Source organism: Streptomyces sp. NPDC051907 (assembly GCF_040681075.1).
Taxonomy (GTDB): Bacteria; Actinomycetota; Actinomycetes; order Streptomycetales; family Streptomycetaceae; genus Streptomyces.
The window spans coordinates 16,557-40,632 of sequence record NZ_JBFAYB010000015.1 but is presented as its reverse complement, the minus strand read 5'-3'; the positions used below and the strand labels follow the sequence as shown (position 1 = coordinate 40,632).

Sequence of the window (24,076 nt, the reverse complement as noted above, 5' to 3'; positions counted from 1 at the left end):
CAGCACCCTGGGAGACAGCTGATGCCCCGATTGCTCCTCATCGAGGACGACCCGTCCGTACGCGAAGGGGTCGAGCTCGGACTGCGGCGCCGTGGCCACGAGGTACGGTCGGCCGCCACCGGCGAGGCCGGGCTCGCCGTGCTGAGCGACTTCCGCCCCGATCTGCTGCTGCTGGATCTGATGCTGCCCGGGATGAACGGCGTCCAGATCTGCCGGCGGGTGCGCGAGACCAGCCAGCTTCCGATCATCGTGCTCACCGCGCGCGGGGACGACTTCGACGTGGTCGTGGGGCTGGAGGCGGGCGCCGACGACTACATCGTCAAGCCCGCCCGCACCGAGGTGATCGAGGCCCGGATCCGAGCGGTGCTGCGCCGCATCGAGGACTCGGGCCAGGGCCGCCCGGCCGTGGAGATCCACGGTGAACTCGCCATCGACCGGCCCGGGCTGACCGTCACCAAGTCCGGGCAGCGGCTCGCGCTCGCGCCGTCCGAGCTCAAACTGCTCCTGCATCTCTGTGCGGCGCCTGAGCAGGTGTTCAGCAGGCAGCAGCTGCTGGAGCACGTCTGGGAGCACAGCTACCACGCGGACGCGCGACTGGTCGACGCGTGCGTGAGACGACTGCGCAACAAGATCGAGGACGAGGCTGCCTCTCCCCGCTACATCCAGACCCTGCGCGGCTTCGGCTACCGCTTCGGGCCGCTGTGACCGGCGGGTCAGGCGGGTCGCGCCCGTCCGGCCTCGGCAGGCTGCGCCGCGCCAGGGGCGGGAGCGGGGGCGCCGAGCCGGGCGCCGGCGACCTCATGGCGGCCGGGCCCGGTGCTGCGGACGGGTGGAGCGAAACCCATCGCGGTCCCGCCCCCGACAACCTGACCCCCGACGGCCACCGCACCGACGGCGACGACGGAGGTGGAGGAGCCCGCAGCCGCACCCCCGACGACGCGGAGGGCGGCGCGCATGCCGCCGGCGGCCGCACAGGACGTCCCAGCCCGCGACGTCCCAGCCCACGACGCGCGAGCCGGACGCGGATGCGGCGAGCCGCGGTGTTCGGGCTGCGCACACGGCTCGTGCTCGCCTTCCTCCTGGTCGCCGCCGTCAGCGCCGCCACCACCGCCGCGCTGACCTACCGCGAGGCCCGCAACGCCGTGCTGGAGACCGCCCAGGACACAGCCGTCACATCGTTCCGCGAACACATCCAGCAGACCGGCTTCGCACTGCCCATACAGGCCGAGGGCCTCGAAGAGCTCCTGCGCGACATCGCCCGCAAGGGCAAGCCCCACCCCTGGGTGGTCTTCGCCGAGTACGGCTCGATCCGCGCCTCCTCAGGCACCAGCCCCGTCTCCACCGTGATCACGCCCGAGCTGCGCCGCGCCGCCCAGGCCAATCCCAACGGCAGCTTCGAACGGGTCGTCAAGGACGGCGTCCCCTATCTGACCATCGCCATGCCGACCGTCTTCAAGGTCGGCCCCGGCGGACTGCTGCCCAGCCGGCTCGTCCTCTACGCCGTCATGCGGATGACCGACGAGCAGATCAACGTCGACGCGCTCGTCACCGCCGCCCGCAACGGCGCCCTTCCCGGACTCGCCATCGCCCTCCTGCCGGCGCTGTTCGCCGCGCGCAGCGTGCTGCGCCCGGTACGCGAACTGCGCCAAGCCGCCCGCAGCATGGGCAGCGGCCGGCTCGACACCCGTATCCCGGCCCGGGGCAACGACGAGCTCGCCGAACTGGCCCATACGTTCAACGAGTCCGCAGCCGAGCTCGAACGCTCCGTGCACGAACTGCGACAGGCCGAGGAGCGCGCCCGCCGCTTCGCCTCCGACGTTTCACACGAACTGCGTACCCCGCTCGCCGGAATGCTCGCGGTCACCGAGGTCCTCGACGAGGACGCGGAACACCTCGACGCCGACACCGCCCAGGCAGTCCGGCTGATCAGCACCGAGACCGGGAAGCTGGCCGTGCTCGTCGAGGACCTGATGGAGATCTCCCGCTTCGACGCCCGCGCGGCCGAGCTGAACACCGACGAGGTCGACGCGGCCGAAACCATACGCAAGACCCTGCAGAACCGGCACTGGACGGACGGCCGGGTGCGTACCGAGCTGCCCGACGGCATCCGGGCCCGGCTCGACCCGCGCCGCTTCGACATCGTCGTCGCCAATCTCGTCGGCAACGCACTGCGCCACGGCGGCGCGCCCGTCACCGTACGGCTCTCCACCGGCGCACGCTCCGACTGCGGCCCCGTGCTCGTCACCGAGGTCCTCGACAACGGCCCCGGCATCAGCCCCGAAGCCCTCCCGCACGTCTTCGACCGCTTCTACAAGGCAGACGCCGCCCGTACCCGCTCGGCAGGCAGTGGCCTCGGACTGGCGATCACGCTGGAGAACGTACGGCTGCACGGAGGGACGGTCCGCGCGGGGAACCTGCCCGGCGGCGGCGCCGTCTTCACCGTCGAGATGCCGTTGTACGCAGAGGAGGCCGGCGGATGAGGAGTTCGCCGACGCGGCAGGCGTCGATGGACCGTGCGCGGATGCGGCGCCGCAGCGCTGTCACCGCGGTGGCGGCCGTGTTGCTGCTCGGCGGCTGCGGCATCCAGGAGACCGACGTCATCGGGGCCGGCAGTCCTGCCACCATCCAGAGCGTCGTGACCCCCGGCGCCGGCATGCTGCTCTTCTTCCGCTCTCCCGAGGGGCAGCTCAGCCCCGTGATCCGGTCGGAGGAGTTCTTTCCGGCGAACGAGAAAGCCCTGGGCGAGGCCTCTTCGCCCGCGTCGACCGAGAGGGCGATCCGCACGCTGCTCGGCGGCCCGGGCAAGGAGGACACCGCCGCGGGGCTCAGCACCGGTCTGCCCAGGGCCGCCCCCGGCGGGGCTGTGCAGGTCCAACTGCCCAGAGGGGGCGGCGTCGAGGCCAGGCTGCCCATCGCCTTGGGCGGGCTGGAAGAGACCGCACGACGCCAGCTGATATGCACGATCGCCTACGCCTACGACATCAACGGCCAAACCGTGGTGCAGATGACAGGGCAAGACGGCTCATCGGCCACCGGCACGTGCGACCTCGCCATCAAGGCCGAGACCGCGCCGGTGCGCACCGTAACCCGGACACAGAACGATCGGCCCGCCAGGACCGGGTAGACGAACCGCTCCGCCGAGGCGTCTGCCCTGCAGGGATGCGCGTGACGCGAAGACGCCCCCGCGCCGGCCTGGGGCCGGTACGGGGGCGCCGTAGAGGTGCCGTTCGCTCCGTGGGGTGTCAGCCGACGAGGGTGCGCTCCCGCCGAGAGTGCGGTGCCGACTGTCCGTCGTGGTCGAGCTTCTCGCCTTCGACGTCCACTCGGGGCAGGATCCGGTCCAGCCACTTCGGCAGCCACCAGGCGGACTTGCCGAGCAGGGCGAAGAGCGCGGGCACGATCGCCATGCGGACGATGAAGGCGTCGAAGAGGACGGCGATCGCGAGGGCGAAGCCGATCATCTTGATGAAGTCGTTGTCCTCCACGATGAAGCCGGAGAAGACGCTGATCATGATGACCGCGGCCGCGGCGACGACCCGGCCGCCGTGGCGGAAGCCGTCGACGACCGCCTCGGCCGGGCGAGCTCCGTGGGCGTACGACTCCCGCATCCGGCTGACCAGGAAGACCTCGTAGTCCATCGCGAGTCCGAAGACCACGCCGATCATGAAGATCGGCATCGTGCTCATGATCGGGCCGGTCTGCTCGACGCCGAGGACATCCGCCAGCCAGCCCCACTGGAAGACCGCCACGACGGCGCCGAGGGCCGCGGCCACCGACAGCAGGAAGCCGAGGGCAGCCTTCAGAGGGACCAGGATGGAGCGGAAGACCACCATGAGGAGGAGGAAGGCGAGGCCGACCACCAGGCCCAGGTAGGGCAGGAGCGCGTCGTCCAGGGTCTGCGAGAAGTCGATGAACATGGCCGTCTGGCCGGTCACCAGGATCTGGGACGCATTGCTCTGCTCCAAGCCGCGGGCGGTGTCGCGGAGTTCGCGCACCAGATCCTCGGTCTTCTTCTCCGTCGGGCCCGTCTTCGGGATGAGGTTGATGATCGCGGTGTCGTTCGCCTTGTTGGGGGTTGCGGGGGAGACCGAGGTCACGCCGGGGTTCTGGTCGAAGACCTTGCCCACGGAGTCGGCGGCCTTCTTTGCGTCCTCGGCCTGCACGGTGATGATCAGGGGTCCGTTGAACCCGGGCCCGAAGGACTCCGAGAGCATGTCGTACGCCTTGCGCTGGGTGGTCTTCGTCGACATCGAGCCCTCGCCGGGCAGCCCGAGCTCGAGGCTCGTGGCCGGTACGGCGATCGTGCCGAGGCCGACCACGCCGACGAGCAGGACGGCCACGGGGTGGCGCAGGACGTAACTCGCCCAGCGGGAGCCGAGGTTGGGCTTGTCCGTCGTGGCGGGCTTCGCCGCGCGCTTGGCGGCCTTGCGCTGCTGGCGCTCCGACAGCGGCTTGAGGGCGTACTGCAGGCGTCCCTTGCGGGCCATCACCTTGACCGGCGCGAAGCCGAGCAGGGCGGGGACCAGGGTGATCGCGACGAGCACGGAGACCGCGACGGTGCCGGCCGCGGCGAGGCCCATCTCGGTGAGCATCGGGATGTTGACGACGGCCAGTCCGCCGAGGGCCACGATGACCGTCAGCCCCGCGAAGACGACCGCCGAGCCCGCGGTGCCGGTGGCCCGGCCTGCGGCCTCTTCGGGGCTGCGCCCCTCGGCGCGCTCGGCACGGAACCGGGACACGATGAACAGGGCGTAGTCGATGCCGACCGCGAGGCCGATCATCATCGCGAGCGTCGAGGTGGTGGCCGACAGGCCGAGGGCGGAGCTGAGGGCGGTGATGCCGGAGATGCCGATCCCGACGCCGATCAGCGCGGTGATCAGCGGCATTCCAGCCGCGATCAACGAGCCGAAGGTCAGGACGAGGACGATCGCGGAGATCAGGATGCCGATCTGCTCGCCGGTGCCGCCCATGGTCTGGTCGATCTTCACGGCGTCGCCGCCGGCCTCGACGGTCAGGCCCGCCTTGCCGGCGTTCTCGATGGCCGCGTCGAGCGCGTCGTGCGCCTCGTCGTTGACCTCCATCGCGGGGACCTTGTACGTCACCACCGTGTAGGCGGTCGTACCGTCCTTGCTGATGCTGATATCGGGGGTCTTGTAGGGGTCGGCGGCGCCCACCACCTGCGGGGAGGACGTGCCCAACTCGGCGACGAGCCGGCCGACGTCGGCGCGCTGCTCAGGGGCGGTGATCTTCTGGCCCTGGGGGGCCCGGACGACGACCCGGGCGCTGGCGCCGTCGGCGCTCGCGTCCGGGAACTTCTCCGTGAGCAGGTCGAAGGCCTCCTGCGACTCGGTGCCCGGCATCGAGAACGTGTCGGCGGGCGGCGCCGGAGCGGAGGAGGCGGCGAAGCCCATGCCGCCGAATATCAGCAGCCACAGAAGCAGCGTCACCCCCCGGCGGCGAAAGGCGAGGCGGCCCAGTCTGGAAAGGAACGTAGCCACGGTGGGGCTCTCCGTTAGGTCGGTTCGGTCGGTGGCACGACCTTGCCGGGGGGCGCTGACAGAGGGCTGTCATCGCGCTGACAGGAAACGATCAGCCTCTGACGGGGTGGGGGTCGGGGCTGTCAGGGGCTGGCGCACGACCGGTCTCAGCGGAGTGGGGCCTCCCGTCCGTCGAAGAGGCCGGAGCCCGAACGGGAAGTACGGCCGTCAGGCAATGGCGGGACTGCGGCCGCTCGAAGAGGAACCACGTCGCGCCAGACGTCGTGATGACGGCCGATCCGCTCAGGGGCGCCGATGATGCGTACGAGGACGGGGCGGGCCGTCCCCGATCGCGGCCGGCCCGCAGTCCGGGCCGGGGCAGCCGGGCGGCAGCGGACCCTCTATGCTGCCGCGTGCATGCCAGATCATCTGCGGAAACACAGAAACGCACCAATGCCCGAACAGGGCGGAACAACGGGGACATGAACAAGTACACAGTGACGGCCGCGGGCCTCGTACTCTCGCTCGGACTCGTCGCAGGCTGCGGCTCGTCCGGCGATGCGGACTCCAAGGAGCAGGGCGGCAAGGGCACTTCCGGAGCCGAGAGCGGCGCCCAGCCCAAGGGACCGGCCTACGACGGCCCGGCGATACCCGGCCTCGCCGCGAAGCCGGCATGGAGCATGCCGCGCGCCGGTGCGATCGACCTCGGTGACACGTTCCTGTTCGTCAAGGACGCCGACGGCGAATACGCCCTCGGAGGCCCGTACGAAGACGACCCCGTCGACGGGACGACGGGCACCCTGCACACCAGCGACGCGCCGGAGCCCGTCACCCTGGAGTTCCGGGACGTGAAGACCGGCGCCGTGCGCAAGAGCCTGAAGGTGACGACCACCCACGTCGCAGCCACCACCTGGCACAACGGCGTTCCGGCGGTCGACGTCCGCACCAGCAGCGTCAAGGAGTCCGACGGTCTGAGCGCCGAGAAGGAGACGGCCTCCATCACCGTCTACTCCAGCGAGGGCGCACAGCTGGGGAAGACCGACCGCGCCGCGGGCGACTTCCACGTCCACGAGGGCCACATCATCGAGGCGGCCGACGACGCGAGCCTCCGGCTCACCCCTATCGACGGCGGGAAGCCCCGCGTGGTCACCTGCACGGGCCAGCTGGCGAGCTGCTCCTTCGACCCGCGCAACAAGGACATCGACGGCGGCAGCGGTCACGCCCCGCTGATCACGGGCGCGTACGTCTTCCACGTCGAGAACGCCACGACGTACGAGACGAAGCAGGAGCAGCTCGTCATGTCCGACCTCGCCACCGGCAAGAAGGTGTGGAGCACGGCAGACGTCGCACCGCCCGCCGGCGTGGAGCTGAACGAGGACAAGGAGCGCACCAGCGGCTCCATCCGCGTGCTCGGCGTGCGCGACGGCCGGATCTTCACCGCGTGGGGCGCCGGCGCGTTCGCGACGGACACCTGGGTCACGGCGACGTACGACCTGGCGAGCGGCAGGCAGATCGGCGGGACCACCAAGTACGCCTATGCCGACTTCCCCGGCGACACGATCAACACCGAGGGCTCCTACCTTCGCTCTCCCGACGACCAGTTGGCCGCGTCCGCGACGGAGAGCGGCACGGCGGTCTGGCAGCTCGCCGACGGCAAGCAGGTCTGGACCCAGCAGGCCGGCGAGAACCTGATGACCCCGCTGCGCTTCTCTCCGAGCGGAGTGCTCTACGGCACCGCGGGCGGGGACGCCGACACGGTGCTGGCGGTCGACGCCCGCACGAAGAAGGTCCTCGCCAAGGACCTCCCCGAGAAGAGCGTCCCGCTGTTCAACAAGCCGTCGGGATACGGCTACTTCAGCACCGACGCCGGGTTCTTCGTGTTCCCGTCGCAGGCGGGATAGTCCACCGGCGACCAGATCGAGGAAGCCCCGAGCGGGCCGCGCCTGAGACCGGGTTCCCGTGAGTTTCGGGGGCCCGGTTCCCATGGCGGTCAGGGGGCGACGGTCAGTGCCCGGGGCGGTGGCGGGGCGCGAGCGACGCGAGAGCGGTGCTCGTGGAGTACAGGCGCAAGGCGTGAGGCGGATCGTCGAACGGTCGTCGGCCCCCTCCGCCTTGCCGGTCCTAGGGCTGCTCAGACGCAGGCGTCTGGGGTCCGGTGATGTGAGCGATCTTCTTGAGCTGGCCGCCGGCGTCGAGTCTGGGCGAGCGTTGGATCACCACCGCGGCCGCGTCGTCGTTCAGCTGCCCGCCGACGTGGGCCGCGAGGTCGGTGCGTATGCGGTGCAGCAGTGCTTCGGGACCGCTGTCGGCCCATTGGGCGACGCGTTGCGCGAGCGGATAGAAGGAGCCGTCGGACGAGCGGGCCTCGATGAGGCCGTCGGTGTAGAGCAGAAGGCTGTCGTCTTCCTCGAAGGTGAACGGGTCGAGGGCCAGGCCGGTCCTGGGCAGGTCGAATATGCCCAGCGGGGGCTCGGCGTGGCGCGGGTGGAGGGTGCTCACCTGATGGTCGTGCAGCAGCAGCGGTGGCGGGTGCCCGCAATTGATCATTCCCGCCACGGGATCTTCGTCTGGGATCTCGAGCAGGAGCGCGGTGACGAACTGCTCGTAGAGCTCGTCCGCCTCCGAGTGGGGCGCGTGCTCGGTCAGGTGTCGGCGGATGCTGTCTTCCAGGGTGGCGACGAGTTCCGCGAGGCTGGCCGACCGATAGGCCGCTTCCCGGAAGGCTCCCATGATCACGGAGGCGTCGCTGATGGCGTTCATGCCCTTGCCGCGAACGTCGCCGATGAGCAGGCGCGTCCCGTTCTCCGTCCGAGTCGCCGCGTACAGGTCCCCGCCGATCAGTGCCTCGTCGTCGGCTGCTCGGTATGCCGAGGCGATGCGCAGTGGGCCCATGCGATGGGGCAGCGGACGCAGAACCACTCGCTGGGTGGCTTCGGCCACCGACCGCACCTGGTCCAGCTGACGAATGCGGCGCTGGCGCTGGTGGCAGAAGACCACGATGACGAGCGAGAGCGATGCGAGGGCAGCGATCTGCACCTGGTGGTTGGTCGAGAACAGCTGGTCTCGGTCGCGCAGGACCGCGATGATCGCCTGAGCCGCCACGGCGAGTGCGCCCACCAGCCCGGTCAGCCAGGGACCGGCGAACCACGGGGTGATGGCGGGGGCGACGATCAGCAGAGGCCCTAGATGGATGTCGCCGGGAGCGAGGACGTCGACCACCGCAATCGCGACGATCAGCCCGAGCGGTATCGCCAACCACGCGTGACTCGGTTGCCACGGCTGCCGCAGATCGGCAAGGCGCCGTCGCCAGCTCATACCCCTACTCTGCACCAGCCGCGGCCCTGCCGCAGGACGATCTCGCTGCTACAGGCCGTACCGGATCGCGCGCGGAGGTCTGTGGCCGCCCCGTGTCGGCCACAGACCCTGCGGCGCAGCTCTGTCGAGCATGCACCCGTCCAGGTCGGGGAAGGCTGCGGACTTCCAGAGTGCGGCGGCCTGTCGTCCCGCTCATGGACAGTGCATGACATGGGGAAGAACACGACCCGCCCGCTTCCCCCAGGGGTACGAGTCGGCGCACTCGCTCCCCGATCCATGCTCGAGCTCTGTGCCGCCGGGCCGAGACCTGGCAGGCTGGGCGCATGAACCTGGCCGAACGCGCGAACGCGCGTCTCGCGGAGTGGCCGACGCTGTCGCGAGGGCGTGCTTGCTGCGGTGCACGCAATTGCCTCTGCACCGGTATTCGGGAGGTCGTCCACTTCCACGGCGACTCTGCAGCAGACGTTCACCTGACCTGGAGCATGATCGCCAGGCTGCTGCCCGCACTGCGGCGATCCAGCGCCCTCACGGTGCCTTGCCAGCCCTCCGGCTGGGTGACGGTGCGCCTTGAAACCCGCTCTGACATCGACCTGCTGGCCACGCTCGTCAGCGCGGCACTCCTGGCCGCGGATGAGGCAGCCACACCGGAGGAAGGCGGCCGGAGCGAGCCGTGCTCCCGTATGCCTCGCTAGGACCCACCGCGTCGTGCGCCGCTCACCATGACGCGTGGCGCGGCCCTGTGCGGGACGGCTGGGCCGCGACGGGCACCTGGTTCAGCGGGACCATCGTTGCGCGGGCCGGCGCCCACGCGTCCAGCTGGCGGTCTCCGGACTCCGGCGGCCAAGGCGGCGGTGGAGGACCAGTCGCGGTGCGGCCGGCCGCCTCTGTCCCGGACGGGACCGAGGCCGGCAGAGCCCCTGCCGACTGGAGCTGCCTCCAGTACTGGAGCGTGATGCCTTGTGAGTCTGCGCCAGCAAGCTGGGGCAGACTCACAAGGCATTGACGCTAGGCAGGACCGACAGCGGACTGGAAGCCGATCGCTCCTCCGGTAACGGCCGACCGATCAAGCAGTTTCAGGACGGCTTGCGTAAGGACTGACTGATCCGCGAGTTTCAGTTCACGCAGTGATTCGGTACTGATGTCGATCACTCCAGTATCGAGATCACGTGAATCGCTCAGGGGCTGCTCGTTCAACGATGGTCACCGCCTGCCAGTTTCGAATTGGGTAGATCTCGGACGTGGAATCGAACCGGAACCTGGCGCCCGACCCTATCTCTACGGTGCTCCGTGGGCGGCTTCCCATCTGGCCCTGTGTTCGATGTTCAGGTCGAGCGCCGTGCTCAGCGCTGAGGGTGCTACCGGCTCGGTGTTCCAGGCGCTGAGCGTCTCCCGCATCGTGGAGACGAATACGACTCCCGCGGGGGTGAGTCCGCCAGACGCCAGCAAAGTGTCCACAGCAGTGAGCGACGCCGAGCGCCAGCGCGCGAACTGGACCTCTGCCTGTAGTCGTTCTCCGCCGGTTTCAGTCCTCCGCCGTCGCCGCCAGAAAGCAGTCAAGCCGAGATGGGCGTACGCCCCCTGCAACAGCGCGTCGATGGGACGAGGATCGTCCCGCCAAGGAGCGTAATGGCGTTCGCTCGACTCGCCCTGGGTGAGGGCGAGCAGATCGATAAGGCTGTAGAGCTTGGCGTGCTGAAGCTCATGAACGAGCGTGACTGCCATCATGAGGCTGTCGTCCGGGATCGTCAGAGCGGTGCAACCCGATGCCTCAGAGAACGTGGCGCTCAGATGGCTGCCGGATGAGGACGTGAGCGGCGTGAGCACACTGATCATGCCACTGATCTCAACGGCCGTCTCAGCGTGGTCGCGGACCAGGATTTCCCAGGCGCCGACCAAGCATGCTCGCATTCGAGCTGAGGCTGAGTCGCCCAGTCTTTCCGCCGCGGCATCCGCAAGAGGGAGGCGGTAGTCGTCCAGATCGTCGATGAGCGGTCGGGGAACCGGTGAGTCAGCCGATGCGCGGCCTGCACCGCGAGCTCGGTCTTTCCGACGCCGGGTTCGCCGGTGATCAGGAAGACCGCCGATCGATGATCCGGACGTTCCGGATGAGAGAGGAAGCTCTCGAGCTCGCGGCGGCGACCGGTGAAGACAGCGCTCACGGGAGGAAGAGTGGAGACCGCGCTCGCCGGCTCGACGGCTGGATCCTGTGCGTCCACGGGAGTCGGCAGGGACGCGGCTCCGGCCACACACAGCGAGACGAGCAGGACCAGAGAGGCGAACAACCACCAATTCCAGTCGGAGGTAATCACGTTGGTCACCAGGCCCACGGCGGCGCCGAGCACCGGTCCTGAGGCGAGGATGAGAGTGTCCCGACGCCGCCGGGCGGCGCGCTGACTGGGCAACCGTACTCCGGACTCTGTGTGTGTCGGCGGCTGGACGGCGGTGGGGCTCCTCTGGATTATGGCTCAGCCGAAGGAGGGGTTGCCGGACAACAGGGGAATCGGGTCCATCGTCGTGGACCGGTCGCCCGGCCGAAGGTGGCGACGACGAGGTTTGGCGCCCTTCTTGTGGTGGGTGGGGCGGCTGTATGTCTCGCCGGTCGCGAGGGCAAGGGCGGTGTCTGCTGCCTCATCGACCATTCGGGACTCGACGTCAGCGCTGCTGTCGCAGGGCGCGCAGCCCCTCGACGAGTAGGCGCAGGCCGAATTCGAAGTGGGCGGTGAAGTCCGTGCTGGTGAGCACGGGCAGGGTGGCCGTGAGGTGGGGGTACGACCCGGCCGCGACGGCATCGGCCAGGCGGCCCGGGTCTGCGGGGGCCTCTGTGCCCGGTTCCAGAGCGGCGGCTTGTTCTTCCAGGGTGTGGCCGACGGTGAAATGGGCCACCGCCATCAGGGCGCGTGCCGCGTCCGCGTCGTCGAAGCCGGCCTTGCGCAGGACGCCGGTGACGGTGTCGGCGAAGTGCAGGGTGTGCGCCCCGGTCGAGTGCGTGCCGGCGAAGACGCGGGCGCCGTCGCGGTGGGCGAGCAACGCGGTGCGCATCGCTCTGGCCAGGTCGGCCAGCCGCTCGCTCCAGTCTCCGCCAGTTGGACCTGCGGGTGCGCCCACGTCGGACAGCATCCGTTCCGCCATCGCGGTCAGCAGTTCCTGCTTGGTGGCGAAGTAGCGGTACAGCGCGCCGGCTTGGACGCCCATCGCGTCAGCCAGACGCCGCATGGTCAGCGCGTCGAGCCCGGCCTCGTCGAGCAGGTCCAGGGCTGTCTCAACGGTGCGCGCCTGGTCCAGCCGTGGGGGGCGTCCACGGGTGCGGGCTGACGGGCTGCTTGACGGGTTGCTCATGGGCACCACTATAGTGAACATCGTTCACGTGAACGATGTTCACTAAATAGTGGAGGTCACATTGACGGACACCGACGTGCTCGTCGTGGGTGCGGGCCCGACCGGGCTGATGCTCGCCTGCGAGCTGGCTCTGGCGGGCGTACGGACCCGGATCGTGGAGCGGCGCACCGAGCCGCAGCGTGACTCACGGGCGCTGACCCTGCACCCGCGCAGCATGGAGCTGATGGACATGAGGGGCCTCGCGCCCCGCTTCCTCGCCCTCGGAAAGCCAGTGCCGGGCTGGCACTTCGCCGGTCTGGACACCCGGCTGGACTTCGCCGCGCTCGACTCCCGCCACGGCTACACCCTCTTCCTGGCCCAGGCCCGCACCGAGGCACTGCTCGAGGAGCGGGCGGGAGAGCTGGGCGTCCGCATCAGCCGCGGATACGAGACCACCGGGCTGCGCCAGGACGCCGCCGGCGTCGAGCTGGAGGTGCGCGGGCCCGGCGGGGCCGTCGAGACCGTACGGACGCAGTACGCGGTCGGCTGCGACGGCGGGCGCAGCCTGGTGCGGCAGGCCGCCGGCATCGGCTTCCCGGGCGCCGACGAGACACTGACCGGCATGCTCGGGGACTTCGCGGAGGTCGACGCGGATCCCGCCGTCCTCGCTGCCGCACGGGACTGCGGCGTGCTGGTCGTACCGCTGGAGGGCGGGCTCACCCGGTTCGTCTGCATCGATCCGGAGCGGATGCGGATTCCGGCCGGGCAGCCGGTGACTCTGGAGGAGTTCCGCACTTCGCTGACGCGGATCTGCGGCACCGACTGCGGGGTCGCGCAGCCGCGCTGGCTCTCGCGCTTCGGCAACGCCACCCGCCTCGCCGCCGCCTATCGGTCCGGCCGCGTCCTGCTCGCCGGGGACGCCGCCCACATCCACTTCCCCGCGGCCGGTCAGGGACTGAACACAGGCCTGCAGGACGCCATGAACCTGGGCTGGAAGCTGGCTGCCACCGTCAACGGCTGGGCTCCTCCCGGGCTCCTCGACACGTACGACGCCGAACGCCGCCCCGTCGGACAGGCAGTCACCGAGAACACCGAAGTCCAGACCCTGCTCGCCGAGCTGACCCTCGTGCCGCAGTACCAGCTGCCCGCCGTCGCCCTGCGCAGGCTCCTCGACGAACTCCTCTCCCTGGAGGACGTCAACCGGCTGCTCGCGGGACGGGTCTCCGCGCTGAGCATCGCGTACCCGCCCGCGACCGCCGACGCCGACCCGCTGGTCGGACGGCGGGTGCCCGACATAGGTCTGGCCGCCGTCGGTTCGGAGGCGATACGCGTCTACGAACTGCTGCCCGGGGGCCGCTTCGTCCTCCTCGACCTCGCAGGGGACGCGAATCCGCCTCAGGCTCTCCCGCTCGGATGGGGCTCACGAGTCGCCGCTCATGCCGTCACGGAGCACGACGAGCACGCGGACCTGCACGGCGTGACCGAAGTGCTCGTTCGTCCCGACGGGCACATCGCCTGGTCCACCCGCGCCACCGATGCCGGGATCCGCAGTGCACAGCGGACCGCCGCACTGGCCGCATGGGCAGGCGCACCCGAGGGAGGCGTCGCCTCATGAGCGTGCCCCGCCTCGATCCCCGTCCGTGAAATGCCCGTCGGACCGGATCAGCCAGATCGTCGGCGTCGCGGGTGGGCCAGCACCAGATGTGCCCGAGGGCGCGACGCGACGCCGTCGAGCGTCGGGCCTGCGACGGCGCGCGGCTGGGCGCTGAGCAAGGTGTCGTACTCGTGCCTCTCAACCCGGGCGTTCGTGCTCCCAGAGACAGACTGCGGTCCGGTCGGCGCCGCCGAGGGCAACCGGCTGGTCGAAGTGGCCCATAACGGCAGGCAGTTGGGGTGGACCCTGTGACCACGCCGTAGTCAGTGCTTCGTTGCTCCGGCCGGTGAACAGGTCCACGCAGTGGCCGGTGCACAGCACCAGGGCGTCGCCCGGCTTCGTCTCGATCCGCCGCCACGTTACGTCCTGCGGACGGTCCGGCATGGAAGCGGGAGTCGAGGCGGGACTGTGCGGGCGCCCAGCATCGAATGCCCCAGCGTCGAATGCGTTGAAGAGCGTGTCCCAGGCGCCGCCCCGCAGCCGGAGGAGTCTGCCGGCGCCGACGCCGAAGACCAGATGGGTGCGGTCGAAGGAGTCTCCGTAGGGAGAGACGAGGCAGGTGATCTCGACGGCGCCGTCCCGGCCGGCTCCGGTCGCGCGGACCTTGGCGGCCAGTGTCTGGGCAGCGTCCCGCAACAGGGCCGTGAGGACCGCGGTCATGGCTTCCGTCTGGTCGCCCTCCTGCAGTTCGGCCAGCGTCTTGGAGAAGCCGTCCAGACTCGTGGCCAGTGAACGACAGGCGTGGGCGGTCAGGATGCTCAACCCGCCCCCGGACACCGGTCCCGAGGCGATGATCGAGGCCAGGGAAGGCCGGTCGAACTGTCGCAGGGGGTGGAGCAGGAAGCTGTCACCGCGGGAGCGAGCGGGACTGCGTCGGCGGTCGCCGTGAACGGAAGCGGCCCGCACGCGCAGGGTGCCGAGGTCGACGCCGTCGACCGCGCTGTCCGGTACGGCGTGGGGATCGAGGGGGAGGCTGCCCAGCACGGGGGCGAAGTGCTCTGGTGGACGGCCGGGTGGCGCAGGAAGATCGATGGGCTCGGCCGGCTCAGGCTGTTCGCCCAGTTCGACGGGTTCGGGATCGTGGAGTTCCGGATGCCAGGGCCTCGCGTCCGGCTCCGGGAGCGATGGGGCCTGCGCGCCGACGGGGCCGGGCAAGGGGAAGGACGTGGGCTCCGCCGGGAGGAGCCCATGGCCGGGCGGCCTGGTCGGCTCCGGAACAAAGATGTCCGGTGCGGGAAGATGCGCATGCGTCATCGGATCGGTGGAGAACGGCTCGAGCGGCGGGAAGGTGTCCGACCGCGAGCGGTGCGACTGCGCTCTTCGCCAGGCGACCGCGAGAAGTACGTTGAGCATCAGCGACAGGGCCAGCAGCCAGCCCAGAGTCTCCGCGTCGATCATGGTTGACCACCTTCTCTCGGCCGGAGGTGCGAGTGAGGTTCCGGCCGGGTCAGTCGGGTCCTTAGCTGTTTCGCAGCGGCCGCCGCCACGGGTGCGCAGGCGTAGCCCTCCAGACGCTGCCGCAGCGCGGCGGCGTGAGCGAGGTCCAGGCACAGGCCGGGTTGCGGTGCGATCCCGCCCCGCCCAGGGATCCCTTCGGCGTCCAGCGGCATCCCCGCGGCGGCGGCTTCGCCGGCGAGAGCGAGCCGCACGTCCACCAGGGCTGAGCAGAGCTGCTCAGCGGTGTCCCGTGGGCCCCCGGCTGCGGCAGCTGCCAGCCAGGGCGCAAGGGTTCCGCTCACAGTCCCGGTCAGCTCGCTGTTCGGCGCCCGGCGCCCAGTAGCCTCGCCGGCCGGGGGGCTCGTCCACTCCGCTGCTTCCACGGCCGCCTCGCCGGGCACCGTCAGCACCGGGCTGAGCCCGGCACGCAGTCCCAGCTGCCGGTGCGCCCGAGCAGTCAGCCAGACGTGCCGCGCGGCGGGGTTGGCTGTCGCGGACGGGCTGGGGAGGTGCACCAGCACGGCGATCCTCTGGGGCGGCTGCGACGCCACGGTGGTGTTGGCCAGAGCGGTGAGCGTTTCGCCGACTTGGCCGGACGGCGGGAGGAAATCGTCGACAGCCGCGACGAGCCAGGCGGCGTGGGCACGGCGGATGCGGTGCGGCACGGCCGACTGCAGGAGTTCGTCCTTGGACGAGTGGCCGGGCAGCCCGCCCACGGGATAGTCCGTCACTTCCAACGGGCGCGGTCCCAGGGCTTCGAGCAGCGCCGATGCGTAGGGCCCCCGTCCAGGAGCCGTCCATACGGCGGGGGCTCGGGCAGTCGCGGCAAGCAACGGTGGGACGGTGTGGGGGCTCAGCCGCGCGGCGAGCAGGACGATGTCGTTGACGGCGCGCCAGGCCCGCAGGCATCTGTCCGTTCCCTGGTACGAGTCGGCCAGCCTGCCGGACGCACTGTCCTGCCGTAGCCGAAGAAACCTTGCGAGCGCCGAGTCCAAGCTGCCCCGGCTCAGACGCAGAAGCTCGTCGGCCAGGCGGTCCAGGACAGGGCCGACACCGCCGAGGTCCAGCCGCGGGGTGTCGGCGGACTGCTGCTGGACGGTGAGGCGATGGGTGAGGGCCAGTACTTCGCTGTGGTGGCAGGGCGGCCGGCCGAGCAGGGCCCGGACCGTGACGGCGGGCCCCGGATGGGTTCGCGGGGCCGCTATGCGAAAGGGCACTGCCTGACCGGCGCCCTGCCTCACCCGTTCCACATCGGCAAGCAGGCAGGGGTCCAAAGGCGGCATCGGGCCGCCGCTGCCGACCGCCGTGCGAGCCAGTACCTCTGTGGCGCGGAGCACGGCGCCCGGCAACGTCGCCTCGGGGGCTTCGTCAAGCATTGAACTTCTCATGAATCTTGCGGCCCTTCTCCCAGTTCCCGTCCTTCACCTGGTACGGCAGCCGGAGCCACCACAGGATGGCTACTCCGGACCGCTCCTTGGACGGGATGTCGCTCCTGGTCCGGTTGTCGTTCTCGCCGTAGGCGGTCAGCTGCTCATAGGCTTGAACATCGGTGCCGCGCGAGCTGAGGTGGGCGGTCAGCTTCCTCTGGAGTGCGCGGCGCCGTTGGTGCCACCAGCTCTCGGGCCGGGCCAGCGGGTCGTGCACCAGGGCGGCCAGCGCCTCGTCCGCCTTGATGAGCGCGGGCTCCACCTGGGCGCCCATCCGCACGGAGCGGGCCAGCTCGGCCAGTCGTACATCGACCAGCTGGCGGTAGCTCTCCCTGGCAGCGTCGTTGCTCAGACGTTCTGGACTGCTGCCTGTAAGGATCTCCAGCGCTGTGAAGAGACAGGGGTCGCTCTGCGCCAGGAGCAGGTTCTCGCACGCGCATTCCTGGATCAGGGCGAGAACGTATCGGAGTTCGTCGGACGGCTCGGTGCTTCCGCCCTTGGCGCGAGCGAGGAGCGCCCCAGCGTGTTCGCGGACCGCGTCCGGAGCCATGGGGGACCGGGGGTCCCGCAACGGCAGTGCTTCGACGACTCCGGGGAGAGCCGGTACCAGGCAGTCGGTGTCCACATCGCCGAGGTGCTCGGCGGCCCGCGCGTGCCAGCGGGTCCGCGACCGCTGCGCTTCCTCCTGCGGAAGGCGGAGCGCGAACAGATGCAGCGTGCGCCACACGTCGGCCAGCTTCGTCGGAGGAACGCCCGAGGGTTCCGCGACCTGGAACAGCTCGGGCCGGATCAGGGCCTTCCAGGTCGGGGAGCCGGACGCGGTGAGCTCGGCGAACTCGCTGGTGAGGTACTGACAGAGCAGTTCCTCCGGAGGGACGAGGACTGGTGTGGCAGTAGCGGTGCCCGGCGCGGCAGGCGTCGACTGCTCCTGAGGACCGGGTCTGTCCTGGGCGACCGAGTCGAGCGCGTCGGACGGGTCCGCCGGGGTGACGTCCTCGACGGGGAGAGCGTCGGCGACGGGCGGTTGCGGAAGTTGTCCAGCAGAGTCCGGCGTCGAGCCGAGAGCTGCGACACCAGCCCCTTCCTCGGCCGCGTCGGCGGGCGCCACGAGGGCGACGACCATCTCCACGGCGTCGCGCAGTGTCTTCAGGCGCGTGTCGGCCAAGAGGACGCCGTGAGGCTCGCGGTCATGAGCCTGCTGGCTCAGGTACCGGGACAGCTCATGGAAACCGTCGCGGACAATGCTTCGCACGGGCTCGCCGGCGTTGCGGAGAATGTCGTTCAGCGCCGTTGCCAGCAGCGTGGCATCGGGTGGCCTGACCGCAGGAGTGTCACCGCTCTCGCCCATCAGTGCCTCCCCGTGAAGGGGTCCCAAGCAGGGTTGTACTCCATCCGTCCGGCCTGCATGGGGCGCGTGAGCACCGCTCCCACGTAGTCCTCGACGTCCTGCAGGGTGCGTGCGGTCAGGTGCCGGAGCTTGCCGCGCACTACGGTGAGCTGCCCCTCGGCGTCCAGCGCCACCCGGTGGGCGGTCTCCGGATGAGCGGTGCTCGGCGCCTCGCACTCGGCGATCCGCAGCGGTGCGGCGCCCGGCGGCATCGCGTAGAACTCGTAGCGGCTGCCCAGCGCGGCGGCCGGGATCACGGCCTCGGCGCCGGGAAGCGCGTCACTCGCCGGCGAGTCGTGACGGTGGAAGGACAGGGACATGCTGCCCGTACTGTTCGCATCGTCTCCGCCCATCGTGGGGCCGGCCGGGAAGAGTTCGACGACCGGACTCCAAGCGCCGTAGGGGCGAAGCCCTCTGACCCCGACAGGCCACGGCATCCGGGTGATCAGCCCGTCACGGACGTGCTCCTCGGGCACCGCCTCCCGGATGGAGTGCTGTGAGGCGGGGACGTAGTGGTGCGGAACGCCCCTGCACAGCAGCAGCGAGGCGTGCAGGCCCTCCTGCTGGATCTGCAGCGCGCCGTAGATCTCCGGCTTGATGCGGGCTTCGTCGTTGCCGAACCACAGCAGCTCCCGGAGCTGGTAGCCCGACTCGGTGGCCTCGTCGCCGACGCGGTAGACGCCCCACTGAATGGACAGGTCGGCGATGATCGGGCGGTGGATCTCCATCAGCGGGCTGAGTCGCAGGGGGAGGGTGCGCCTGGCGAGCGTTCCGGAGGCGTCGATCTCCTCGAACGGGTCGCCGGCCCGCAGGACCGTGTGCTGGACCGAGCCTTGGCCGTGCAGCGTGAAGTCGCAGGGCAGACTGCGAAAGAGACGGTCCGTGCTGATGGCCAGGGTGGTGGTCTGGGCGGCATGCGGGTCGTCGTCCGCTGGAAGCGTCACCAGGGCGCCGTGCGTCTCCCGGATGCTCTGGCCCCAGGCTGCGCCGATCGAGGTGAGCTGCTTGGCATAGCGGGTCTCCGCCTCGATGGCGGTGGGGTTCCACTGCAGCGCCTGCGCGTCGCCGCCGACCGGGCGGGTGAACTCCTCCACCACGGTGTCGCGGACCATCGGCATGGCGCTGCTCCGACCGGACAGCATGATCATGTCGAGGTTGGGGTCCGAGTCACGCGCCAGTCGGGTCCGGGCCAACTGAGCGGCCACACCGGCCGCCTTGGCGATCACCGGACGCAGCAGCTGTTTGAGGCCCTCGCTGTCCAGCTCGACGTCTGCGGTGAACTCGCTCCCGGAACTCCCCGCTGCTCCCGCGTCCAGCAGCCGGAAAGAAGGTCCGGGCGCGGAGACACCGACGATCTCACGGATTTCGGCGGCGGTAATGACCTTGCTGCGTGGCTCACGGTCCGCGGCGCCCAGTTCCTGCTTGATGTCCTCGGCCAGGTTCCAGAGCGTCTCGAACGCGCCGCGGCGGCCGGGCGGAGCGTCGCCGTCCTCGCCGTAGTGCGTGGGCAGATAGGCGCGGAGGGCTACGCGGACGTCCGCCGGTACCAGTTCGGGGTCCAGGCCGTGCCGGAGTACGGCTTTGGCGAGGCTCCGCGGCCGCCCGTCGTCCCCGCGCAGGGCTTCGCCGATGCTCAAATCCGTCACCGCGGTACGACCGGTGTCGATGGCCCAGCCGATGAGGGCGTCGACGATGTGCGCTTTGAGCCAGTAGAAGACGCGCAGCGTCAACAGGTTGCCGCCCAGCTGGGTGTGACCGCTGGAGCCGAGCACCTCCGGCTTGAGCAGGTAGCGTCGGCCCCGCGTGGACGGCGTCGGGGCCGCTCCTGGGGAGGCGTCCGTCTCGACGGCGGTCCGTTCCATGCCGGCCTGGCCCAGACCCTGGCCTTCTTCGTCGACGGATTCCGTGATGTCGCTGAGGGAGAGGCGCAGCAGTGCCGTGTCGGTGGTGCCGCCCCCGATGTCGATCACCAGCAGATGCTGCTGCCACCTGAGCCGGTCGCCGCCTTCCACCGGACGGGAACGAGCCCGAAGGGCCTCCAGCCCGCCTGTGTTGTCGCCGCCGAAGGCGCGCATGACGAAGAAGAGCCCGGCCGCGACTCCCTCGTCGAACTCGCTGACCACGCTGAGTGCGTCCAGTGCCGAACGCACCAGTTCGACGTGTGCGTCACGGGCGGCCGGCGGGGTGATCGTCGGGTAGGTGACCACGAGATGGCGCAGATAGCGCGGTGCCGACGTGGCGGGGTCCACCGTGTACTTCTCGGCGCCCTCGATCAGCAGCCGGTAGACATGGGCGGTGAGGACGTCACTGGTGAGGCCGGGAACAGACCCACCCGAGCGTGTCGTCAGATCGAAGGGCTCGCGCCTGCCGAGGAAGGCCTTGAGGTTGCTCGCAGGCTGCTCGGCCTCGCCGAACGCGACCTGCAGGCCGTCGCCCTCGCCGCGAGGGGCCACTTCGACCGAGAGCGCCATGGGCCGAACCAGATCGTGTTTCTGACTGCCCCGATAGGCGACGGGAATCAGATGCATCCTCTCCAGTGCCGGAGTGCTGAAGGCGACGTCGTAGGCTCGGTGCAGTTCGAGCGCCAGCCAGCGCCGAAGAGTCTCGCCCGCGTCCGACATCTCCCGCTCCAGCAGTCGCGCGGCGGCGTGCAGCAGCGGTGCTTCGGCGTCGGCGGAAGCCGATGCGATGAGCCGGGCCGCGAGCTGCTTGGCGGTGCGGCACGCCTCGTCGGGGAAGTGCTCCGCGATCGTCTTGAGAATGCGGTCGAGCGCTTCCTGGTACTCCGTGGCCGCGGCCTCCTGCGCGGGGCGCCCGGAGACTACCCGGGCCAGGCTCCCGGCGAGCGCCTTCTGCTGGTGAGGGTCGACGGGCCGGGCGACGATCTCCCGCGAGTCGTGGAGCGTGGCGGTGCACGCGGTGGTGCCGAAGTCGACGGCGACGTACTGGGGATAGTAGGGGGCGCCGTCGAGCCGGCGCAGGATGTGATCGAACCGAGGAGCAGGCTCCGACATCGGATCGGCGCCGGGCTCGGCGAACTCCAGCAGGACGGTGACATATCCGGGCAGACTGCGGCCGTCGGGTGCGATGCGCTCGAAGGCGAACGAGACTTCGACCGTGAGGTCCGCACGGCCGGCCGTTACGTCTCCGCGAGCCCGATGGGGACTCTGCGGTGAGGCGGAACGGGCGATCGCCAGGGGCACCGAGGCGTCCGGCCCCGTCACCCTGTGGACCCCGGCCACGACCCGGGGGTTCGTCGGCGCCGGAATCCACGACGAGGTGAGCCAGGACCTCAGCTCCGGGTGAGCGCCGCGGACTTCGGTGACGTAGAAGCTCTGCACGGTCACCGACGGCTGGTCCGCCTGGGTGCGCAGGACGACCGACGGCAGCGGCATCCGTTCCTCGACCTCGTGAAGGCGGAACACCCTGTCACCGAGCTGCTGGACACCGCCGCCCGGCGGAGCCTCGAACGAGACCTGAACCGTCATCGGTCAATACCCCATTCGTCGAGGAGGATCTGAAGCTGCGTGGTTCCCCCGCCGCCCGCACGCGGCGAGTCGGGGCCCGGACGGCCGGGCGCCCCTGCGATGCCGGGGGTGCCACGATGGCGCAGTTCGCCCGGAGCGGGCAGCGCCTGGTGGAGTTCGCTCAGCCGCCTCTCGACGGCCGCCGCATACCCCTTCAGCTGTTCGGCCATCTGCCCGATCACCAGATCGGCTGCCGCCACGGCGAGCTGACGTCTCATCCATGCGGTGTTGATCTGATGACGGGGCAGGGCGTCCTGCAGGACTCCGGGACGTTCGTACACCGCGTGGTGCCAGGGCAGTGCGTGGTCATGGCGCAGCGGGAAACGAAGCCCGATGGCCTCGTCGGTGAGGGGGCAGCGGGGCTGCGCCGCGCCCAGCGCGGTGCGCAGCCGGTCGAGCGTCACGGCTTCGGCGAACCTGCTGCGCCGGATCTCCCCGTGCTCCATGGAGGGCAGCAAGCGATCCAGCAGGTCCTGCGTCTCGTCCGACTCGTACCAGGTGCGGTGCTCTGCGAGCCGGTCTTGGGCGTTGGCGGTCCATTCCCGCAGCCACTGCAGAAGCCGCCCGCTGCCCTCCATCACATGGCCGCGCACGGTGACGGCGAAAGCCTTGGCGAAGGCGGTCGTGGTGTCGATCTCCCGTTCCTGCGGCCACGCCAACAGGTCGTCGTCTTGCGGGAGGAAGAGGTCGTTCGCGGGGCCTTGCGGGGCGGCCCCCTTGCGTACGTAGTCCCCTTCGAGGTTGTGCAGCAGCCGTTGCCACTCCGGACGGAGCATGATCTCTTGGATCGCCGAGTCGCGTACTTCGGCCAACAGCGCGTCCCCGGCGTCGGTGACCTGCGCCTTCATCGGGTTGTGCAGGGTGCGGATGTCCTCCAGCATGGCCATGAGATCGTTGCGGAGACGGTTGAAGCGGGCGGAGAGCTGGTCGGTCTCGACTGTGCGGGACCCGTCCAGCGGCGTGAGGGCACGGGCCAGACGCAGGGCGGTGCCCTCCATCTGCTGCCGCAACCGGTCCACCGCCTCCGTCTTCTGCGCCAGCCCGTGCTCCTGGACATGGGCGGTGATCATGCTGCGGAGACGCGGGATTCCCGCGTCGTCCGCGTAGTCGGCGAGCCAGGTGGCCCACGGGCTGTAGGGGTCGTCCTTCGCGAGCCGGGAGCGCAGCGCCTGCCATTGGGCCGGCGATGCGGCGGGCTGCTTTCGGGCCTGGTCGATCTCCTGCCGGGACTGGGGCGACAGATCGGAGTACGTCATCCCGGTGACGTCGATCGCCCGTACGGCAGAGACCACGCAGGCCCTGCCCGGGTGCCCGGGCAGCAGCTGGGTCGCCAGGTCGTGGAATCCGGCCATGCGCTGTGAGGAGTCGACGAGCCAGCCGGTGGTGGCCGGCACAGCCGTCGGCAGTGCCGGGACGGGTACGACGTCGAACTTCGTCCCGGCCAGCAGTACGGCGTCGGCGACCTGTTGGTCCTTGCGCCGGTGGGACTGCAGAAACCCCTGGAACTTCAGCGGCTCGCCCTCACCCGGCTGCTCGACGCGGTCGACGATGACGATGACCGCCACATGGGCCAGCTCCCGCCGGCTGAGGAACTCGTCCCGGCGCTGGGACCTGCCCGCGCCGAGTCCTGGGAAGTCCAGGAGGACCAGTTGCTGGTCTGACGGAAGTTCGCCGACCTCCCATACGTCGGGCGGCAGCAGCACCTCGTAGGAGACCCGGGCGATCAGCGGGAACGAGGCGTGCATGGCCTGCCTGTCGGCGCCGATCGTGTTCGGATTCAGTACGGCCGGCCCGCTCCTGACGGGGAAGCCGCCGTCCGTCGTCGGTGGATCTCCCAGGTCCAGAGCGGCCTTCACCACCTCCGGCGACGTCGGGACGCGTGCCCCTACGAGCGACGGCCCGGCGGCCAGTGCGTGACCGAGCCGCAGCAGTTCCTCGGCCGCTCCCCGCAGGGCGGCGTTGCCCGCGGAGGATTCCCACAACGTGTGCTTCGCCCACGAGGAGAGCCCGGCCCAGTCCATCGCCAGCGGGTCGAGGGACTCCAAGGAACTGGTGTCGGCATCGGGCAGTGCCTTGCGGACGTCGCTGACGAGTTGCTGGGCCATGTAGCGGATGCAGTCGCTCAACTCGAGGGGCGACATGTACTGGACCGTGGTCTGACTGCCGAGGGCTGTGGAGCTGCCGGGTTCTCCGCGTTTGAGGTAGAGCGCCGTCACATTGCCGGTGGTGGGGCGCAGCTCGACCGGCAGCAGGTCCGGCTTGCCGAGGACGGCGCCGAGCAGCAGCGTCTTGCCTGCGCTGAACCGGCCGACCAGACCCACCGTGATGGAGTCGTCGATGAGCGCCATCAGCGCACGCGCGTGCTCCTCCAACTGCTGGGCCAGACGCTGCCCGGTCTCGTCCTCCGGCTGGGGGTCGGCGGCCAGCGCGTCGTGCACGGCCTGGGCACGGGCGCGGCTTTCCTTGAAGAGCCCGTGAGCGTCGTGAGCATTCACTCATTCACCTCGTTCACCTCGTTCTGACACGGCGAGAGTGGG

General features: G+C 70.2%; 16 protein-coding genes. 6 read left to right on the top strand and 10 right to left on the bottom strand.

Annotated features, from left to right (window positions below; genetic code table 11):
* Nucleotides 1-21: 21 nt before the first annotated feature.
* The 3 genes from AB0M39_RS11820 to AB0M39_RS11810 all read left to right on the top strand — a co-directional run bounded on the left by AB0M39_RS11820 (nucleotide 22) and on the right by AB0M39_RS11810 (nucleotide 3,124).
* On the top strand, nucleotides 22-705 hold the full coding sequence (locus AB0M39_RS11820) for a response regulator transcription factor (RefSeq protein ID WP_365362869.1): 684 nt from the start codon (nucleotides 22-24) through the stop codon (nucleotides 703-705).
* A gap of 320 nt (nucleotides 706-1,025) precedes the next feature.
* Complete coding sequence (locus AB0M39_RS11815) at nucleotides 1,026-2,480, top strand: HAMP domain-containing sensor histidine kinase (protein ID WP_365362867.1); 1,455 nt, start codon at nucleotides 1,026-1,028, stop codon at nucleotides 2,478-2,480.
* Nucleotides 2,477-3,124: a hypothetical protein gene (locus AB0M39_RS11810; RefSeq protein WP_365362865.1), complete on the top strand. Its 648-nt coding sequence runs from the start codon at nucleotides 2,477-2,479 to the stop codon at nucleotides 3,122-3,124. The genes AB0M39_RS11815 and AB0M39_RS11810 overlap by 4 nt, the downstream gene beginning before the upstream one ends.
* 118 nt (nucleotides 3,125-3,242) lie before the next feature.
* Here the strand turns inward: AB0M39_RS11810 and AB0M39_RS11805 are convergent, their stop codons facing one another.
* Nucleotides 3,243-5,498 carry an MMPL family transporter gene (locus AB0M39_RS11805; protein ID WP_365362863.1) on the bottom strand — a complete coding sequence of 752 codons (2,256 nt, stop codon included), beginning with the start codon at nucleotides 5,496-5,498 and terminating at the stop codon, nucleotides 3,243-3,245.
* 461 nt (nucleotides 5,499-5,959) lie between these two features.
* Here AB0M39_RS11805 and AB0M39_RS11800 point away from each other — a divergent pair, with 461 nt between their 5' ends.
* Nucleotides 5,960-7,378, top strand: coding sequence for a hypothetical protein (locus AB0M39_RS11800; RefSeq protein ID WP_365362861.1), 1,419 nt, complete (start codon nucleotides 5,960-5,962; stop codon nucleotides 7,376-7,378).
* A 220-nt stretch (nucleotides 7,379-7,598) separates the two neighbouring features.
* On the opposite strand, the gene AB0M39_RS11795 is transcribed toward AB0M39_RS11800, so the two are convergent.
* A complete protein-coding gene (locus tag AB0M39_RS11795; RefSeq protein WP_365362859.1) occupies nucleotides 7,599-8,792 on the bottom strand; it encodes a PP2C family protein-serine/threonine phosphatase in 1,194 nt (397 codons plus the stop codon).
* Nucleotides 8,793-9,115: 323 nt separating this feature from the next.
* Between AB0M39_RS11795 and AB0M39_RS11790 the strand changes: the two genes are divergently transcribed.
* Complete coding sequence (locus AB0M39_RS11790) at nucleotides 9,116-9,484, top strand: luciferase family protein (RefSeq protein WP_365362857.1); 369 nt, start codon at nucleotides 9,116-9,118, stop codon at nucleotides 9,482-9,484.
* A 583-nt stretch (nucleotides 9,485-10,067) separates the two neighbouring features.
* Here AB0M39_RS11790 and AB0M39_RS11785 read toward each other — a convergent pair.
* The 3 genes from AB0M39_RS11785 to AB0M39_RS11775 form a co-directional block, all read right to left on the bottom strand.
* On the bottom strand, nucleotides 10,068-10,625 hold the full coding sequence (locus tag AB0M39_RS11785) for an HEXXH motif-containing putative peptide modification protein (protein WP_365362855.1): 558 nt from the start codon (nucleotides 10,623-10,625) through the stop codon (nucleotides 10,068-10,070).
* A complete protein-coding gene (locus AB0M39_RS11780) occupies nucleotides 10,622-11,134 on the bottom strand; it encodes a hypothetical protein (protein ID WP_365362853.1) in 513 nt (170 codons plus the stop codon). Before AB0M39_RS11780 ends, AB0M39_RS11785 begins: the two co-directional genes overlap by 4 nt.
* 310 nt (nucleotides 11,135-11,444) lie before the next feature.
* Complete coding sequence (locus AB0M39_RS11775) at nucleotides 11,445-12,128, bottom strand: TetR/AcrR family transcriptional regulator (RefSeq protein ID WP_365362851.1); 684 nt, start codon at nucleotides 12,126-12,128, stop codon at nucleotides 11,445-11,447.
* 61 nt (nucleotides 12,129-12,189) lie between these two features.
* On the opposite strand from AB0M39_RS11775, the gene AB0M39_RS11770 reads away from it, so the two are divergent.
* A complete protein-coding gene (locus tag AB0M39_RS11770; protein ID WP_365362849.1) occupies nucleotides 12,190-13,722 on the top strand; it encodes a monooxygenase in 1,533 nt (510 codons plus the stop codon).
* Between the two features lie 177 nt (nucleotides 13,723-13,899).
* On the opposite strand, the gene AB0M39_RS11765 is transcribed toward AB0M39_RS11770, so the two are convergent.
* From AB0M39_RS11765 to AB0M39_RS11745, 5 genes are all read right to left on the bottom strand, one after another.
* On the bottom strand, nucleotides 13,900-15,159 hold the full coding sequence (locus AB0M39_RS11765) for a hypothetical protein (RefSeq protein WP_365362847.1): 1,260 nt from the start codon (nucleotides 15,157-15,159) through the stop codon (nucleotides 13,900-13,902).
* Nucleotides 15,156-16,574: a hypothetical protein gene (locus AB0M39_RS11760; protein WP_365362845.1), complete on the bottom strand. Its 1,419-nt coding sequence runs from the start codon at nucleotides 16,572-16,574 to the stop codon at nucleotides 15,156-15,158. Before AB0M39_RS11760 ends, AB0M39_RS11765 begins: the two co-directional genes overlap by 4 nt.
* A complete protein-coding gene (locus tag AB0M39_RS11755) occupies nucleotides 16,567-17,790 on the bottom strand; it encodes a hypothetical protein (protein WP_365362843.1) in 1,224 nt (407 codons plus the stop codon). The genes AB0M39_RS11760 and AB0M39_RS11755 overlap by 8 nt, the downstream gene beginning before the upstream one ends.
* A 182-nt stretch (nucleotides 17,791-17,972) precedes the next feature.
* A complete protein-coding gene (locus AB0M39_RS11750) occupies nucleotides 17,973-21,500 on the bottom strand; it encodes a hypothetical protein (protein ID WP_365362841.1) in 3,528 nt (1,175 codons plus the stop codon).
* A complete protein-coding gene (locus AB0M39_RS11745; RefSeq protein ID WP_365362839.1) occupies nucleotides 21,497-24,034 on the bottom strand; it encodes a hypothetical protein in 2,538 nt (845 codons plus the stop codon). The genes AB0M39_RS11750 and AB0M39_RS11745 overlap by 4 nt, the downstream gene beginning before the upstream one ends.
* Nucleotides 24,035-24,076: the final 42 nt, after the last annotated feature.